The organism is Citrobacter sp. TBCS-14, from assembly GCF_005280805.1.
GTDB lineage: Bacteria > Pseudomonadota > Gammaproteobacteria > Enterobacterales > Enterobacteriaceae > Citrobacter > Citrobacter gillenii.
Map to the genome: position 1 here is coordinate 367,225 of NZ_SZWM01000185.1, position 15,479 is coordinate 382,703.

Genomic DNA, 15,479 nt, shown 5'->3' on the forward strand with positions numbered 1-15,479 from the left:
TTAATAAGTACGAATCTTCGGCGGGAATGCCGGGCGCAGTTTCGGTTCCATGTTGACCTGACGTCGTGTCATGGATTCCGATTCTGGCAGGTACAGGGAATGGCACAGCCAGTTTTCATCGTCACGTTCCGGGAAGTCGAAGCGGCTATGCGCGCCACGGCTTTCGGTACGGAAGTTTGCAGACACCGCCGTGGCGTAAGCAGTTTCCATCAGGTTATCCAACTCCAGACACTCAACGCGCTGGGTGTTGAACTCGCTGGAGGTATCATCCAGACGGGCATTTTTCAGGCGCTCACGAATCACCTTCAGCTCTTCAAGACCCTTCGCCATCGCGTCACCTTCACGGAATACCGAGAAGTTATGCTGCATACATTCCTGCAGCGCTTTACGGATGACCACAGGATCTTCGCCGTCACGGTTGCCGTTCCAGCGGTTCAGTCGTTCCAGAGAAGCATCAATCTCGTCTTCTGTTGCATCGCGAAGGTCACCCTGCTCGGCGATAGATTCCTGCAGATGCAGACCCACCGCACGACCGAACACCACCAGATCCAGCAGCGAGTTGCCGCCCAGACGGTTGGCGCCGTGAACCGATACGCAGGCGATTTCGCCCACCGCAAACAGCCCAGGAATCACTACGTCTTCGCCCTGCTCGTTCACGGTCAGCGCCTGGCCGGTCACTTTGGTCGGCACGCCGCCCATCATGTAGTGGCAGGTTGGGATAACCGGAATAGGTTCTTTCACCGGGTCAACGTGAGCAAAGGTACGGGAGAGTTCAAGGATGCCCGGCAGACGGGACTCAAGAACCTCTTTACCCAGATGGTCGAGTTTCAGCTTGGCGTGTGGGCCCCATGGACCGTCACAGCCACGACCTTCACGGATTTCGATCATGATAGAACGCGCCACCACGTCACGACCCGCCAGGTCTTTCGCATTCGGGGCATAACGCTCCATAAAGCGCTCACCGTGTTTGTTCAGCAGGTAACCGCCTTCACCACGGCAACCTTCAGTGACCAGAACCCCTGCCCCGGCGATACCGGTTGGGTGGAACTGCCACATTTCCATATCCTGCACCGGTACACCGGCACGGATTGCCATGCCAACGCCGTCACCGGTATTGATATGCGCGTTGGTGGTGGACTGGTAAATACGGCCTGCGCCGCCGGTCGCTAGCACGGTGGCGCGGGCTTTGAAGTAAACCACTTCACCGGTTTCGATACACAGCGCGGTACAACCGACCACTGCGCCATCGGCATTTTTCACCAGATCCAGCGCGTACCACTCAGAGAAAATGGTGGTATGGTTTTTCAGGTTCTGCTGATACAGCGTGTGCAACAGCGCATGACCGGTACGGTCAGCAGCCGCCGCAGTACGTGCCGCCTGCTCGCCGCCGAAGTTTTTCGACTGGCCACCAAACGGACGTTGATAGATAGTGCCATCGTCAAGACGCGAGAACGGCAGGCCCATATGGTCCAGTTCCAGAATCGCTTCCGGGCCGGTCTTACACATATATTCAATCGCGTCCTGGTCACCAATGTAATCCGACCCTTTAACGGTGTCGTACATGTGCCATTCCCAGTTATCTTCATGGGTATTACCGAGCGCAACGGTGATGCCACCCTGCGCGGAAACGGTATGGGAACGGGTTGGGAACACTTTGGAGAGCAGCGCACAGGTCTGGCCGCTCTGGGAAATTTGCAGCGCCGCGCGCATACCTGCGCCACCGGCACCAATCACAACAGCATCAAATTCTCTGACTGGCAGTTTCATTACACACCCCACACCACAACGAATCCATAAATGACGTAAACCACCAGTGCAACGACAATCGCCAGTTGCAGAATCAGGCGCACGGCCAGTGGTTTAACGTAGTCGGTCAACACCTGCCACATGCCAATCCAGGCATGAATCAAGATAGAAAACAGTGCCAGCAGGGTGAAGACTTTGGTGAATGCCGATGAGAAGAAACCGGTCCAGATTTCCCAGGTCAGCGTGCCACTGGTGGCGAAGAAGCCGACCATATAGATGATGTATAACGTCAGAACGATAGCGGTAGCACGGACCAGAATGAAGTCATGTACGCCGTTGCGTCCTAATGCGGAGGCGTTGCTTACCATACGAGGACTCCTGCGAGAAGTGAAAGCACGACAATGATAACAAAAGAAATTTTGGCAGAACGCGTCCCTGCTTCGAGGGTTTCTTCGATGTAGCCAAAATCCATCAACAGATGGCGAATGCCCATGACGGCGTGGTAGGCCAGCGCTATCAGAATTCCCCACAGAATTAACTCCACAAAGAAGTTATTCATAATGGAAGACGCCGCGAGGAAACCTTCAGGGGAGGAAAGGCTGGTACCCAATAACCACAACAGTATCCCGACCGCCACGAAGGTGATCACTCCAGATACGCGATGGAGAATGGACGCTATCGCCGTGATTGGGAACCGAATCGTTTGCAGATCCAGATTGACAGGTCTTTGTTTTTTCACATTTCTTATCATGAATAACGCCCACATGCTGTTCTTATTATTCCCTTTAGACTTCGGGTACAGAAGATGAAGACTCCTGTTGCCTGAAAGACGACGGGATTTCCTTCCTCCGGTCTGCGTGCGGGTCAGACAGCGTCCTTACTATAACTACGCGTCATATAAAACACTGCTTCCAGTTGCTAAAACGACACGTTACAACGCTGGTTGGCTCGGGATTGCAGGGTATTCCGGAGACCTGGCGGCAGTATAGGACGTTCACAAAATCATTACAATTAACCTACATATAGTTTGTCGGGTTTTATCCCGAACAGTGACATAGGTCACGATAACAACATTATTTTAATTTTTAATCATCTGATTTGACAATCATTAAACAAACTTGTTACAAACGACACCAGAAAAAGCATATAATGCGTAAAAGTTATGGGGTCACTCTTTCACCGATGAGTAAGTTATGTAACAGTGTGGAAAGGTTGACCAATGAATTCAGGACAGTTATTAGTGTAGACAGGTTTAATAATTCGGATTGCTAAGTTGTTGATTTGTTGCTAATTCACCATGAGTTAACTGATTTACCTGCAAGCGCCCATTGCTCTGTACCCTGGTTTTCTCCTCTTCGCAGAGCGGCGAGCCGAATAACAAAGTGGTAACGGTTAATTGATGAGTTGAAACAGATCTCACCTGAGTAGTCTTAAGCAATAAGGCGCTAAGGAGACCGTAAATGGCTGATACTAAAGCAAAACTCACTCTAAACGGTGATACTGCTATTGAACTGGATGTGCTAAAAGGCACGCTCGGTCAGGACGTTATTGATATTCGTAGCCTTGGCTCAAAAGGCATGTTTACTTTTGACCCAGGTTTCACCTCTACCGCATCCTGCGAATCCAAAATTACGTTCATCGACGGTGACGAAGGTATTTTGCTGCATCGCGGCTTCCCGATTGACCAGTTGGCAACCGAATCTAACTATCTGGAAGTGTGTTATATCCTGCTGTACGGTGAAAAACCGACGCAGGAAGAGTACGACGAGTTCAAAACCACGGTCACTCGCCATACCATGATCCACGAGCAGATCACCCGTCTGTTCCACGGTTTCCGCCGCGACTCCCACCCGATGGCCGTGATGTGCGGTGTCACCGGGGCGCTGGCTGCGTTCTACCACGATTCTCTGGACGTGAATAATCCGCGCCATCGTGAAATTGCCGCCTTCCGTCTGCTGTCCAAAATGCCGACCATGGCCGCAATGTGCTACAAATACTCCATCGGCCAGCCGTTTGTTTACCCGCGCAATGACCTGTCTTACGCCGGTAACTTCCTGAACATGATGTTCTCCACGCCGTGCGAAAAATATGAAGTGAATCCGATCCTGGAACGCGCAATGGACCGTATTCTGATCCTGCACGCCGACCACGAACAGAACGCCTCAACCTCTACCGTACGTACCGCGGGCTCTTCCGGCGCTAACCCGTTTGCCTGTATCGCTGCCGGTATTGCTTCCCTGTGGGGACCGGCACACGGCGGCGCAAACGAAGCTGCACTGAAGATGCTGGAAGAAATCAGCTCGGTTAAACACATTCCAGAATTTGTGCGCCGCGCGAAAGACAAAAATGACTCTTTCCGCCTGATGGGCTTTGGTCACCGTGTTTACAAAAACTATGACCCGCGCGCCACCGTGATGCGTGAAACCTGCCATGAAGTGCTAAAAGAACTGGGCACTAAAGATGATCTGCTGGAAGTGGCGATGGAGCTTGAGCACATCGCGCTGAACGACCCGTACTTCATCGAGAAGAAACTGTACCCGAACGTCGACTTCTACTCCGGTATCATTCTGAAAGCGATGGGCATTCCGTCTTCCATGTTCACCGTGATCTTTGCCATGGCGCGTACCGTTGGCTGGATTGCTCACTGGAACGAAATGCACACCGACGGCATGAAAATCGCCCGTCCTCGTCAGCTGTACACCGGCTACGACAAGCGCGACTTTAAGGCTGATATTAAGCGCTAATTCTCTGCCGGATGGCGCTATCGCTTATCCGGCCTACGTTTTTATTTCCGTAGGCCGGATAATCCGCATCTTGCTATGCCCGGCACATTCTTTCTTTTTCTTGACTCCCGTTGTTTTCATCCAGCTTTCTCTATGATTTACTGAGTGTTACTTAATTATACTCAGGAGCATGGGATGCCTGTTTTGCAGTGGGCCGCATTGTTTGTGCTGTCATTACTTCTTTCCCTGCTCTTTCTGTTTATCCATCTCCCGGGACCGCTACTGCTCGGTTCAATGATCGTTGGCATATTGTTCAGTTTGCGTGGCATTGCCCTGCACCCGCCTCGCTGTACCTTTCTTGCTGCACAGGCCATTCTCGGCTGCATGATTGCGCAAAACCTCACCGGCTCCATTTTTACAACGCTGGCGGCACACTGGCCGGTGGTGATTGCCATCCTGCTGGCGACCCTTATCTCCAGCACCGCAATAGGCTGGCTGTTGGTTCGCTACAGTAAGCTGCCGGGCAATACCGGCGCGTGGGGATCTTCACCCGGCGGTGCGGCGGCAATGGTTGCGATGGCCCAGGAATATGGCGCCGATATCCGTCTGGTGGCGTTTATGCAGTATCTGCGCGTGCTATTGGTGGTTGGCGCTGCGGCACTGGTCACCCGACTGGTAATGGGCGATCGGGCGCAAGCGGTCAGCGAGCAAATGGTCTGGTTTCCGCCGCTGAGCAGCAATTTGTTCAGCACCCTGTTGCTGGCCGTGGTGGCTGGTACTGCCGGACGCTTACTGCGTATACCTTCAGGCGTGATGCTGCTGCCGATGCTGGCTGGCGCGCTGCTGAACGCAGGCGGCGTGATGGTGATTGAACTGCCGGAATGGCTGCTGGCGATAGCCTATATGGCCATCGGTTGGCAAATTGGTCTCGGTTTTGACAAGCAGATTTTTTTTATGGCGCTGCGCCCGTTGCCACAGATCCTGTTGTCCATTTTTTCACTGATGGCGATTTGCGCCGCTATGGCCTGGGGACTGGCGCATTACATGCAAATAGATTTTCTCACCGCTTATCTGGCGACCAGTCCTGGTGGCGTGGACTCCGTCGCAGTGATTGCCGCAGGGAGCCACGCCGATATGGCGCTGATCATGGCGATGCAAACCCTGCGGCTGTTCAGCATTTTGCTCACCGGGCCGGCCATCGCCCGCTTTATCTCGGCACATGCGCTGAGAAAACCGCCGTCTTAACGCGGGGCGTTAATCCGGGTGCCCAATCTCCGTCACGGTCGTTCCGGATTTATCCACGGTAAACATAAACTCGGTCATACCACCCGGAAAATTCTGCGTAATATGCAGATTGTTTTTGCCTTTCCAGACATATTCCACGAGATCCGTATCCCCAAGATTTTCTATTTTACGATCCTTACCTGGGGTCAACGTGGGTGTCAGGTTTTGACGGTCCGACCGTGCTTTTCTCAGTGCCTGATACGTTTCTTCCAGCGTCATGGCAGGATAAAAACAACGAGTCTGGGCTCCGTGTTCATAAATATATTCCATATCCCGCGGCCCGGACTCACATTGAGGGGCTACCGATTCAGCAGCACTGGCCGACGCGGCAAAGAAACCGGCTGTTGCGATAAGTAAGGCGGTACAAAAATAACGATTAACATCCATATTCCACTCCTGCTCATCACCTTGAGAGATTCAGGTGACCTTATTCGACATATCCCTCTGCATCACCGGGACCGCGTCATGTTATGTTATTTCTGACAACCCGGACACCAGTAAAATGGTCTTGACGACAGCATCGTTTTTTCAATAATCCCGCCGCATCGCTCGCAGGCTTCACCGTCGCGGTGAAAGACTTTAAAGCGAAACAGCGCCCCGTGATGCTTATTCTCATCAGCCAGTCCACGAGTGTTATAGGATAAACGCGGAATATCGAGCAGCGCCTGCGCCAGCGCGTCCAACTGTTGTTCGCTCAGCTGCGACGCTTTATGTTGCCCCGTCAGCCCAACCTGCCAGAGGATCTCTACCCGCAGGTAGTTACCCAATCCCGCGAGAAACGCCTGATCCAGCAGCAGGCCGGAAAACTGCCGATTGCGAAAACGCGGTGACAGCAGACGCGTTTTGACTTCAGCGGGTGTTAAGTGCAGATCCAGCACGTCCGGCCCTACCCGCTGCAGGAAGGGGTGGGTAGTGAGCTGTTCTGGCGTCAGTATTTCGATATCCGACGCGCTATAGAGCAGGATAGTTTTATCGGCGGTTTGCAACCTGACGCGCAACACGCGGGTAGTCTCCGGGATATTCCCCGTGTCCACTACCCGCCAGACGCCGTACAGTTGATTATGGCTATATAACGTCAGACCATTGGAAAAATGGGTGAGTAAGGCTTTACCCCGCGTTTCGAGCTGGGTAATACGCTGCCCAATCAGTTGAGATTGATACGGTTTTAACTGCTCAAAGGCAAACCAGACATCCGCCAACGGTTTGCCTTTGACTGCCGCCTCCAGGGTATCCGCCGCGCGGCGGATCTCCGGGCCTTCAGGCATAATACTGTCCTTTGTTAATGTGTTGCACCGCCCGTCACGGCGATATCGCGCTCCACCTGTAACGCCGTGACGATGGCAATTTCCAGCGCGCGACGCACCGTATCACTCGCCATACTTGGCGCACCGGGATGGGCTGCGGCCTGCTGTGGAAGATAAGGGATATGAATGAATCCCCCCTTCACCGTCGGCGTATCTCGCAGTTTGTGCAGCAGCCCATACATCACGTGGTTACAGACGAAGGTACCTGCGGTTTGCGAAACCGATGCCGGAATACCAGCGCTGCGCATGGCCGCCACCATGGCTTTGATCGGCAGTGTGCTGAACCACGCCGCCGGGCCATCGGCCACAATCGGTTCATCTACCGGTTGCTGGCCACGGTTATCCGCAATACGCGCATCGTCCACGTTGATGGCAACGCGTTCAACGGTGATGTCTGTACGACCTCCGGCCTGACCGACCGCCAGCACCAGCGACGGTGACAGCGTATCAATCGCACTATTGAGCACTGCCAGAGATTCGCCAAATACGCACGGCAGTTGGCGCGCCACGACGCGGCATCCAGCGATAATAGCATTGTCGAGCCCCGAGACCACTTCCCAGGAAGGGTTAACTGTCTCGCCGCCAAAGGGTTCAAATCCGGTGATTAATACCGTTTTCATCCTTCCTCCTTACAGGAACATCAGGAAATACATCAGGAACACATTCACCAGCAACAGCAGGATGCCGGTCGGCACCTGCGCTTTAATCACCGCGTTTTTATCCGGCAGCTCCAGCAGCGCCGCTGGCACGATGTTAAAGTTTGCCGCCATCGGCGTCATCAGCGTTCCGCAATACCCGGAGAACATACCAATTGCCGCCATCACCGCCGGATTGCCACCGTGCTGCAAGACGAGAATTGGAATCCCAATCCCGGCGGTAACAATCGGGAAGGCGGCGAAAGCGTTACCCATAATCATGGTCAGCAACGCCATACCGATGGTATACACCGCCACCGCAATAAAGCGGCTGTCCACCGCCAGATATTCCTGCGTCAGATACGAAATGCCGCTGCCGACGCCCGCCGCCGTAAACAGCAGTCCGAGCGTGGCAAGAATTTGCGGCAGAATGAACGCCCAGCCGATGGAGTCCAGCAGACGACGCGCTTCCTGAATCGGCTGATGTGCCCGCTCATGGGTCATTTTAACCGCCATTGCCAGACCAATCAGCGAACCGGCGGTCATTGAAAATAGCGTCACCAGCGTGGCGTGATTCCCCGGCCCAAACAGCGCATTCTGTAAACCCGGAATATGATTGAACATCAGCACGCCGACAACAGTGACCACCGGGATCGCCAGCGCCGGGAAAAACAGCCGGTTGCCCAGTCGACTGGCGCTTTCTTCACGCTGTTGTTGCGTACGTTGATGGTAGCTGCCGAGCTTCACGCCGCCAAAACCGGCGATCAGCGCCAGTACGACCACCGCGATACCCACCGCGATATGCACCGTACGTTTATCGCCAAACAGTGAATAGGTCCAGTCACCCAGCAAAAACAGTAGACCATACACGCCCCAGAACAGACCGGTGGTTAAACGCCGGGGGTTCGCTTTGTCCTGCCAGGACATCACGGCCACAATCAACAAGACCGCACCCGCCAGCCAGTAGAGATAGCTTTGCTGAAAATTCATTTCGCCTCTCCTTTCGCTGCGGCATTCGCTTTCGCGACTTCTCGTTGCAGATAGCTATCCAGCCGCCACAAGCGCGCACCGTGGATCAGGAAGGCACAAATCGCCGTTGGGATCCCCCACAGGGCAATGTGCAACGGCTCGGTCTGGATCCCGCCGGACTCCAGCATAAAGTTGTGCATGAAGATGATTGCCCCAAAGGCAACAAAGATATCTTCGCCGAAAAACAGCCCAACGTTATCGGTCGCCGCTGACATCGCACGCAGGCGATAGCGTACAGAGCCTGGCAGTTCACCGTGATTTTTCTCAGCGGCCCCTTCTGCCATCGGCGCCAGCAGCGGACGCACCATTTGCGGATGCCCCCCCAGACTGGTTAGTCCCAGCGCGGCGGTCGCTTCACGAATAAACAGATAGACAATCAGCAAACGGCCGCTGGTGGCGCTACGGATTTTCGCGATCCACGCCTGGGCGCGTTCTTTCAGGCCATGGCGCTCCAGCAGGCCGATGACCGCCAGTGGAATCAATAAGATAAACGGCAGGTTGCGGGTGTTGAGAAAACCTTCACCCAGTTTTTCGAGGATAGTGGCGATCGGCATACGCGCCGCCAACCCGGTGACGATCCCGGCAATGATAACCACCAATACCGGGTTAAAACGTAAAAGAAATCCGACCACGATGACGGCGATCCCCGTCAATGGCCAAAGAGAAATTACCTCTTCCATAATTCATTCCTGTTAAAACTCGTCATACTTCAAGCTGCAGGTGCGTTGACTGCCTTCGTTCACCCCAGTCACTTACTTCTGTAAGCGCCTGGGAACTCACTCACTGGTCATCTTCCTGCAACTCGAATTACTTAGAGTTTATGTTGTTGTGTAATATATTATTGTTTTGTATGGTAAATCTTATGCGCTAATTTCAATATTGCATGCATTAAACGCGCTGCGCAAACGGCGGGCAAAAGCGAGTGCGTGCTCACCATCACCATGAATACAGACCGTCTGTGCCGTGACGTTGGCCCATTCTCCGGTTTGGCTTTTTACTCTCCCGGACCGCACCATTTGTAAGGTTTGCGCCAACGCCTGCTCTTCGTCTTCAATCAGCGCCCCCGGCTGACTACGCGGAACCAGACTGCCATCCGCCTGATAGCCGCGATCGGCAAACACCTCCTGACGCGTCTGCAGACCATAATGCTCGCCGGCCCGAATCAGTTCGCTACCCGCCAGCCCCACCAGCACCAGCGACGGATCGCAGGCATGTACCGCCCTGGCGATGGCATCGGCTAACTGTGGATCCCTGGCGGCCTGGTTGTACAACATGCCGTGCGGTTTGACGTGGCGCATCACGCCACCTTCCGCCCGGGTTATCGCCGCCAGCGCACCGATTTGATACAGCGTCTGGGCGTAAACCGTGTCGACGGGCAGGGTCATGGCGCTACGGCCGAAGTTTTCCCGATCCGGAAAACTGGGATGCGCCCCCACTGCTACGTCATTTTTTAACGCTTCACGCACGCTTGCCAGCATGGTTTGCGCATCGCCGGCGTGAAATCCGCAGGCAATGTTGGCAGAAGACACCAGTTGCAGCAGCGCGGCGTCATTTGCGCAGCCTTCACCGAGGTCTGCATTCAGATCAATTTTCATCGTTAAGTCGCCATGTTAATTGTTCCAGATAACGCTGCTGGTCGTGACGCGCCTTTAGCGCTTCCTCCAGCGAGCACTGAACAAAATGAATTGGCTGGCCGAGGGGAATTTGTGCCAGATGGTACATATCCGCCTCAATGATACAGGCGATGCGTGGATAGCCCCCCGTGGTCTGGGCGTCGTTCATCAGCACAATAGGCTGGCCGTTATGCGGCACCTGCACCACGCCGGGAAGCAGACCGTGCGACAACAGTTCTCGATCGGTAGTGCGCGTTAGCGGTTGTCCCTGCAGGCGATACCCCATGCGGTTACTCTGCGGGCTGAGTTGCCATGGCGAACGCCAGAATGACGCCTGCGAAGCTTCATCAAACTCATGATACTCAGGTCCGGGTAACGCACGAATGCGGTTCCCCCACATGAGCTGTTTTACCCCCTGCGGTCCGCTGAACCGTCGCGTGGAAACGCCCACCGCCAGCCTGTCGCCATCGCGTAACAGACGCCCTTCCAGACCACCGATGCCGACTTTGAGGTCGGTGCTGCACGAACCCATGACCTCGGGAACATCAATGCCACCCGCTATTGCCAAATAACTGCGCATGCCATGTTGCGGACGTTTTAGCGTCAGGCGTTGTCCAGCCTTCACCGGCAGTCGCCATCCGCTCCACACCGGGTTACCGTCTAAATGTGCATCACACCCCGCGCCGGTCAAGGCAAACCAGCTATCTGCGTCAAACTCCACAACCAACTGGCCGAGCGTTATCTCCAGCGCAGCGGCATTTGCATCGTTGCCCACCAGCAGGTTGGCAACGTTCAATGCGGGCTTATCCAGCGCCCCACAGTGGCTGATTCCTGACTGGCGAAAACCGTGACGACCGCCGTCCTGGACGGAGGTGTACATACCGGCACGAATGATAGTTAACATACTCCCTCCTTCTGCGGTACAAAGCGCACGGTATCTCCTGGTCGTAACAGGATGGGTTCATCCCGGCGGGGATCAAACAACTTAATGGCGGTATGCCCTATCAGCTGCCATCCCCCCGGTGTGGCGAGCGGATAGATACCGGTTTGTGAGCCGCCGATACCGACCGAACCTGCTGGAACAATCAGACGCGGTTCCGCACGTCGTGGAGTATGCAGTTGTTCCGGTAAGCTCCCGAGATAGGGGAACCCTGGCTGAAAGCCTAAAAACCAGACCACATAGTCAACAGAAGCATGCAATTCAACGACCTGCTTTTCGCTTAATCCACTGTGTTGTGCGACATCGGCCAGATCCGGTCCCTGCTTTCCGCCGTAGGTCACCGGAATTTCAATAAAACGCGACTCCGGCTCCAGTGCTTCACTCTCCTCCCACCAGCGTTGCAGACGTTCAATGGCATCCAGCGCCAGGGTTTGCGGATTACGCAGCGTCACCGTGATATTGTTCATACCCGGGATCACTTCAAGCACATTCGGGGCATCAACCAGGCGCTGAGCCAAACCCCAAATGCGTTTCTGGGTCGCCAGCGTAATGGGGGGTTCCAGTTCCAGAACCACCGCAGTTTCACCTAACAGATAACAACGCGCTCGCTGCACTTTCGTCCCTCTTTTTACAACCTGATTCATTAGGCGGGGTTAGGAATATCGATAAACGATACATCCAGCTCGGTATTTTCATTCAGCCATTCACTTAACGCCCGGATACCGCCGCGTTCGGTGGCATGGTGTCCGGCGGCATAGAAATGCAGCCCCTGCTCACGGGCTGAGTGAATAGTTTGTTCTGAGACTTCGCCGGTAATAAATGCATCAACACCAAAACGGGCCGCGCTATCAATGAAGCTCTGCCCTCCCCCGGTGCACCAGGCAACGCGCTGAATTTTTTCCGGCCCGCTATCGCCACACCACAATGGTTTACGCCCTAAACGCGCCTCAATCCACGAGGCAAATTCTAGCCCCGGCACCGGCATGGCAAGTTCACCCCACGGTACCAACGGCTCAATTTCACCCATCACGGTAATGCCCAACAGCGCCGCCAGCTGTGCGTTGTTACCCAGCTCCGGGTGAGCATCCAACGGCAGGTGCCAGCCATACAGGTTGATGTCATTTTCCAGCAGCGTTTTCAGACGATGGCGCTTCATGCCACGAATTACCGGAGATTCGCCTTTCCAGAAGTAACCGTGATGAACGATGACCGCATCAGCGCCCAGGCGCACAGCCTCATCCAGCAATGCCTGGCTTGCGGTCACGCCGGTCACGATTTTATGCACCGTCTCTTTGCCCTCAACCTGCAAACCATTCGGCGCATAGTCGCTAATCGCGGCACTGTTCAGTTTGTCGTTGATCAGTTGTTCCAGCTCGGTGTTTTTCATCATCGCCCTCGTTGTCATAATTTCTGCCTGTCCAATCAGTAATACTGCTTATGTAAAATAGCGTCCCCGCCTCCATTCGTCGATAACCATTTCACTGACACATCAAGAAGCACTCACTCGCCGTTTGAACGTAAATTGCTTACCACTACGTGATTTTATTCATGTATATTTATGCAATCAGACAGCATATTGCAAAAATAATCAGATCTGTATCAAAGTTATAACTTCAAGGAAACACGCTCACGCAGTACGTTCATCCTGGCGTGAGGCATTTACTTCGAGAATAGAATGAATAAACACGCATCTCAGCCACGCGCAATTTATTACGTCGTCGCGCTGCAAATTTGGGAATACTTCAGTTTTTACGGCATGCGCGCCCTGCTGATCCTGTATCTCACCAACCAACTCAAGTACAACGATACTCATGCGTACGCGTTGTTCAGCGCTTACTGTTCGCTGGTGTATGTCACGCCTATTCTTGGCGGATACCTGGCGGATAAGGTCCTTGGTAACCGTATGGCGGTGATGATTGGCGCATTGTTAATGGCGGTTGGACATCTGGTACTGGGTGCCAGTGAAATGGCGCCAGCGTTCCTATATTTATCTTTGGCGATCATTGTCTGCGGCTACGGTCTGTTTAAATCCAACATTAGCTGCCTGCTGGGTGAGCTGTATCACAACGACGATCCGCGCCGCGACGGCGGGTTCTCACTGCTCTACGCCGCCGGAAATATCGGTTCGATTATCGCCCCCATTGCCTGTGGCTATGTGCAGGAAGAATACAGCTGGGCGATGGGCTTCGCGCTGGCCGCAATTGGTATGCTGGCAGGACTGGTGATTTTCTTGTGCGGCAACCGGCATTTCACCCATACAACCGGCGTCAACAAAACGGTCCTGTGTGCCAGAACGTTTGTTCTGCCAAACTGGGCCTGGCTGTTAGTGCTGCTGGTCGCCGCACCGCTGCTAATTACCGTTCTGTTCTGGAAAGAGTGGTCCGTATATGCGCTAATCGTCGCCACCGTCATTGGTCTGGCCGTTCTGGCTAAAATTTACCGTCAGGCACAAACGCAAAAGCAGCGCAAAGAACTGGGGCTTATCGTCACGCTAACGTTCTTCAGTCTGTTATTCTGGGCCTTTGCACAGCAAGGCGGCAGCTCCATCAGCCTGTATATCGACCGCTTTGTGAATCGCGATATTCTGGGATATTCCATTCCTACCGCCATGTTCCAGTCGGTTAACGCCTTTGCCGTGATGCTGTGCGGCATCGTGCTGGCCTGGGTAGTCAAAGAAAGCGTCAGTGGTAATCGTACCGTGCGCATCTGGGGAAAATTTGCCCTCGGCCTGGGGTTGATGAGCGCCGGATTCTGTATTCTGACCTTAAGCGCCCGCTGGTCCGCCGCTTACGGCCACTCCTCGATGCCGCTGATGGTGTTGGGGCTGGCGGTAATGGGATTTGCCGAACTGTTTATCGACCCGGTCGCCATGTCGCAGATTACGCGCATTGAGATCCCTGGCGTCACAGGCGTGTTAACCGGAATCTATATGCTGCTGTCCGGCGCTATTGCCAACTATCTGGCGGGGGTGATTGCCGACCAGACGTCACAAGGCGCGTTTGATGCCTCCGGGGCCATCAACTATTCCATCAACGCGTATATTGACGTCTTTAGCGAAATTACCTGGGGTGCGTTGGCCTGCGTGGCGCTGGTGCTGCTGATTTGGCTGTACCAGTCACTTAAATTTAAAAAACGCGCGCTGGCGCTAGAGTCCTGAGTTAACAGGCCCGATGATGTCATATGAGTCGGGCCTGTTTTTTATCAGACGGTTACGCATTATTCGCTGCCAAATCCTCTTCAGCCAAACCGGTAATCAGTAATACCATTTCGCGATCTATTCCTTGTGCCAGCATGGTTAGCGCAATACGCAACGCGGCTTCTTGCTTACCTTGCTGTAGTCCTTATTGCAGCCCTTGTTGCAGTCCTTCCTGTACTCCATCTAACCGTAACCGCTCCGCAATAGTCATCAGCCTCTCCTTGTGTTGGGGGATCCGTTGCGTCATCTCTTGCATAAATTCAGTGAAACGAGATTCATCGCCGGATTGCAGAATGTAATTAAACATCGCCTGTAGCTGCGTGTCATTAGTGCAACCTGTTAGTAGCAGTGTGCTCAGTTGCTCTACCAGCCCCCATCAAATCCCGCTGACGGATATGCTTTTGCATCAGTTCCAGCAACGCCATTCGCCTGTGAGCCATGATGTCGTCATCTGGCACAACCGTTATATCCACCAGCGGAAATGCGCTGGCATAAAGTTGCTTTGCCGCCACGGGATCGGCGAACGCATCCAGCCAGCATAGTGAATACGGGTACGGGCTTCGACAGCCATGATAAAACAACATCGGAATAACCAGCGGTAATTCCTTGTACCCGGCGTCCAGATGGCGCTGCATAGCTGCCATCGCATAACGCAGCAGACGAAAAGCCATATGCGGATCGGCTGAACTCTGATGCTCTATAACAACATAAACATAACCATCGCCTTCGCGTGTGTGTAAAGACCAGAGCACATCGGAGTAGCGGGAACGTAAATCTGCGTCGATAAAGCTCTCTGACTCCAGTTTCAGCGTGGATAAATCGCAAAGCGTCCGCAGAGAAGCCGGAAGGTGAATGTCGAGGAAATCGCGCGCTGTTTCGGGATGGCGTAAAAATGTTTTGAATACCGCATAATGCGGTGTGGACGTCGCTGGCGTTGTCATCGTGTTCCGTCACCTGAAAGAAGATGACGGGACTTTACTGCCCGAGCGTGACGCGTGCATCCAGGCAT

The 15,479-nt window shown here is 54.0% G+C and carries 15 protein-coding genes and 1 pseudogene; 3 read left to right on the plus strand and 13 right to left on the minus strand.

The genetic code is table 11. The features are described 5' to 3' along the window. The 3 genes from sdhA to sdhC are packed head-to-tail and all read right to left on the minus strand — an operon-like array spanning nt 1 to nt 2,512. Nucleotides 1-1,767, minus strand: a complete 1,767-nt coding sequence (sdhA, locus tag FDX22_RS10425) for a succinate dehydrogenase flavoprotein subunit (RefSeq protein ID WP_115259049.1) — start codon at nt 1,765-1,767, stop codon at nt 1-3. Continuing rightward, entirely contained in the window at nt 1,767-2,114 is a 348-nt protein-coding gene (gene sdhD / locus FDX22_RS10430) for a succinate dehydrogenase membrane anchor subunit (RefSeq protein ID WP_115259050.1), read from the minus strand. The genes sdhA and sdhD overlap by 1 nt, the downstream gene beginning before the upstream one ends. After that, complete coding sequence (sdhC, locus tag FDX22_RS10435) at nt 2,108-2,512, minus strand: succinate dehydrogenase cytochrome b556 subunit (RefSeq protein WP_161959010.1); 405 nt, start codon at nt 2,510-2,512, stop codon at nt 2,108-2,110. Before sdhC ends, sdhD begins: the two co-directional genes overlap by 7 nt. A gap of 694 nt (nt 2,513-3,206) precedes the next feature. On the opposite strand from sdhC, the gene FDX22_RS10440 reads away from it, so the two are divergent. After that, nucleotides 3,207-4,490, plus strand: a complete 1,284-nt coding sequence (locus tag FDX22_RS10440; protein WP_115259051.1) for a citrate synthase — start codon at nt 3,207-3,209, stop codon at nt 4,488-4,490. A 174-nt stretch (nt 4,491-4,664) separates the two neighbouring features. Then, nucleotides 4,665-5,714, plus strand: coding sequence for an AbrB family transcriptional regulator (locus FDX22_RS10445; protein WP_115259052.1), 1,050 nt, complete (start codon nt 4,665-4,667; stop codon nt 5,712-5,714). Between the two features lie 9 nt (nt 5,715-5,723). Here the strand turns inward: FDX22_RS10445 and FDX22_RS10450 are convergent, their stop codons facing one another. From FDX22_RS10450 to ybgI, 9 genes are all read right to left on the minus strand, one after another. Continuing rightward, complete coding sequence (locus tag FDX22_RS10450) at nt 5,724-6,140, minus strand: hypothetical protein (protein WP_115259053.1); 417 nt, start codon at nt 6,138-6,140, stop codon at nt 5,724-5,726. 86 nt (nt 6,141-6,226) lie between these two features. Next, complete coding sequence (gene nei / locus FDX22_RS10455; RefSeq protein WP_146717155.1) at nt 6,227-7,018, minus strand: endonuclease VIII; 792 nt, start codon at nt 7,016-7,018, stop codon at nt 6,227-6,229. A 14-nt stretch (nt 7,019-7,032) separates the two neighbouring features. Further along, nucleotides 7,033-7,677 carry a pyroglutamyl-peptidase I gene (gene pcp / locus FDX22_RS10460; protein ID WP_135912384.1) on the minus strand — a complete coding sequence of 215 codons (645 nt, stop codon included), beginning with the start codon at nt 7,675-7,677 and terminating at the stop codon, nt 7,033-7,035. A 9-nt stretch (nt 7,678-7,686) separates the two neighbouring features. Continuing rightward, the gene (locus tag FDX22_RS10465) at nt 7,687-8,682 is read right to left on the minus strand and encodes a DUF979 domain-containing protein (protein ID WP_096757849.1); all 996 of its coding nucleotides are present in this window, start codon (nt 8,680-8,682) and stop codon (nt 7,687-7,689) included. Further along, the gene (locus FDX22_RS10470) at nt 8,679-9,401 is read right to left on the minus strand and encodes a DUF969 domain-containing protein (RefSeq protein WP_146717156.1); all 723 of its coding nucleotides are present in this window, start codon (nt 9,399-9,401) and stop codon (nt 8,679-8,681) included. The genes FDX22_RS10465 and FDX22_RS10470 overlap by 4 nt, the downstream gene beginning before the upstream one ends. 180 nt (nt 9,402-9,581) lie before the next feature. After that, nucleotides 9,582-10,316 (minus strand): 5-oxoprolinase subunit PxpA, encoded by a 735-nt coding sequence (gene pxpA, locus FDX22_RS10475; protein ID WP_117342246.1) that lies wholly within the window; start codon nt 10,314-10,316, stop codon nt 9,582-9,584. Further along, nucleotides 10,306-11,238, minus strand: coding sequence for a 5-oxoprolinase subunit PxpC (pxpC, locus tag FDX22_RS10480; RefSeq protein WP_115259062.1), 933 nt, complete (start codon nt 11,236-11,238; stop codon nt 10,306-10,308). The genes pxpA and pxpC overlap by 11 nt, the downstream gene beginning before the upstream one ends. After that, entirely contained in the window at nt 11,232-11,888 is a 657-nt protein-coding gene (pxpB, locus tag FDX22_RS10485) for a 5-oxoprolinase subunit PxpB (RefSeq protein ID WP_137362420.1), read from the minus strand. Before pxpB ends, pxpC begins: the two co-directional genes overlap by 7 nt. 29 nt (nt 11,889-11,917) lie before the next feature. Next, a complete protein-coding gene (ybgI, locus tag FDX22_RS10490) occupies nt 11,918-12,661 on the minus strand; it encodes a radiation resistance protein YbgI (protein ID WP_096759449.1) in 744 nt (247 codons plus the stop codon). 288 nt (nt 12,662-12,949) lie between these two features. Here ybgI and dtpD point away from each other — a divergent pair, with 288 nt between their 5' ends. Next, nucleotides 12,950-14,431 (plus strand): dipeptide permease DtpD, encoded by a 1,482-nt coding sequence (gene dtpD, locus FDX22_RS10495; RefSeq protein ID WP_146717157.1) that lies wholly within the window; start codon nt 12,950-12,952, stop codon nt 14,429-14,431. A gap of 52 nt (nt 14,432-14,483) precedes the next feature. On the opposite strand, the pseudogene FDX22_RS10500 reads toward dtpD, so the two are convergent. Beyond that, a pseudogene (locus FDX22_RS10500) lies at nt 14,484-15,411 on the minus strand (Rpn family recombination-promoting nuclease/putative transposase). Nucleotides 15,412-15,479: the final 68 nt, after the last annotated feature.

What these genes read in the sequence shown, in the direction of transcription:
- sdhA (WP_115259049.1), bottom strand. Translation starts at nt 1,767, where the DNA reads ATGAAACTGCCAGTCAGAGAATTTGATGCTGTTGTGATTGGTGCCGGT.
- sdhD (WP_115259050.1), bottom strand. Translation starts at nt 2,114, where the DNA reads ATGGTAAGCAACGCCTCCGCATTAGGACGCAACGGCGTACATGACTTC.
- sdhC (WP_161959010.1), bottom strand. Translation starts at nt 2,512, where the DNA reads ATGTGGGCGTTATTCATGATAAGAAATGTGAAAAAACAAAGACCTGTC.
- FDX22_RS10440 (WP_115259051.1), top strand. Translation starts at nt 3,207, where the DNA reads ATGGCTGATACTAAAGCAAAACTCACTCTAAACGGTGATACTGCTATT.
- FDX22_RS10445 (WP_115259052.1), top strand. Translation starts at nt 4,665, where the DNA reads ATGCCTGTTTTGCAGTGGGCCGCATTGTTTGTGCTGTCATTACTTCTT.
- FDX22_RS10450 (WP_115259053.1), bottom strand. Translation starts at nt 6,140, where the DNA reads ATGGATGTTAATCGTTATTTTTGTACCGCCTTACTTATCGCAACAGCC.
- nei (WP_146717155.1), bottom strand. Translation starts at nt 7,018, where the DNA reads ATGCCTGAAGGCCCGGAGATCCGCCGCGCGGCGGATACCCTGGAGGCG.
- pcp (WP_135912384.1), bottom strand. Translation starts at nt 7,677, where the DNA reads ATGAAAACGGTATTAATCACCGGATTTGAACCCTTTGGCGGCGAGACA.
- FDX22_RS10465 (WP_096757849.1), bottom strand. Translation starts at nt 8,682, where the DNA reads ATGAATTTTCAGCAAAGCTATCTCTACTGGCTGGCGGGTGCGGTCTTG.
- FDX22_RS10470 (WP_146717156.1), bottom strand. Translation starts at nt 9,401, where the DNA reads ATGGAAGAGGTAATTTCTCTTTGGCCATTGACGGGGATCGCCGTCATC.
- pxpA (WP_117342246.1), bottom strand. Translation starts at nt 10,316, where the DNA reads ATGAAAATTGATCTGAATGCAGACCTCGGTGAAGGCTGCGCAAATGAC.
- pxpC (WP_115259062.1), bottom strand. Translation starts at nt 11,238, where the DNA reads ATGTTAACTATCATTCGTGCCGGTATGTACACCTCCGTCCAGGACGGC.
- ybgI (WP_096759449.1), bottom strand. Translation starts at nt 12,661, where the DNA reads ATGAAAAACACCGAGCTGGAACAACTGATCAACGACAAACTGAACAGT.
- dtpD (WP_146717157.1), top strand. Translation starts at nt 12,950, where the DNA reads ATGAATAAACACGCATCTCAGCCACGCGCAATTTATTACGTCGTCGCG.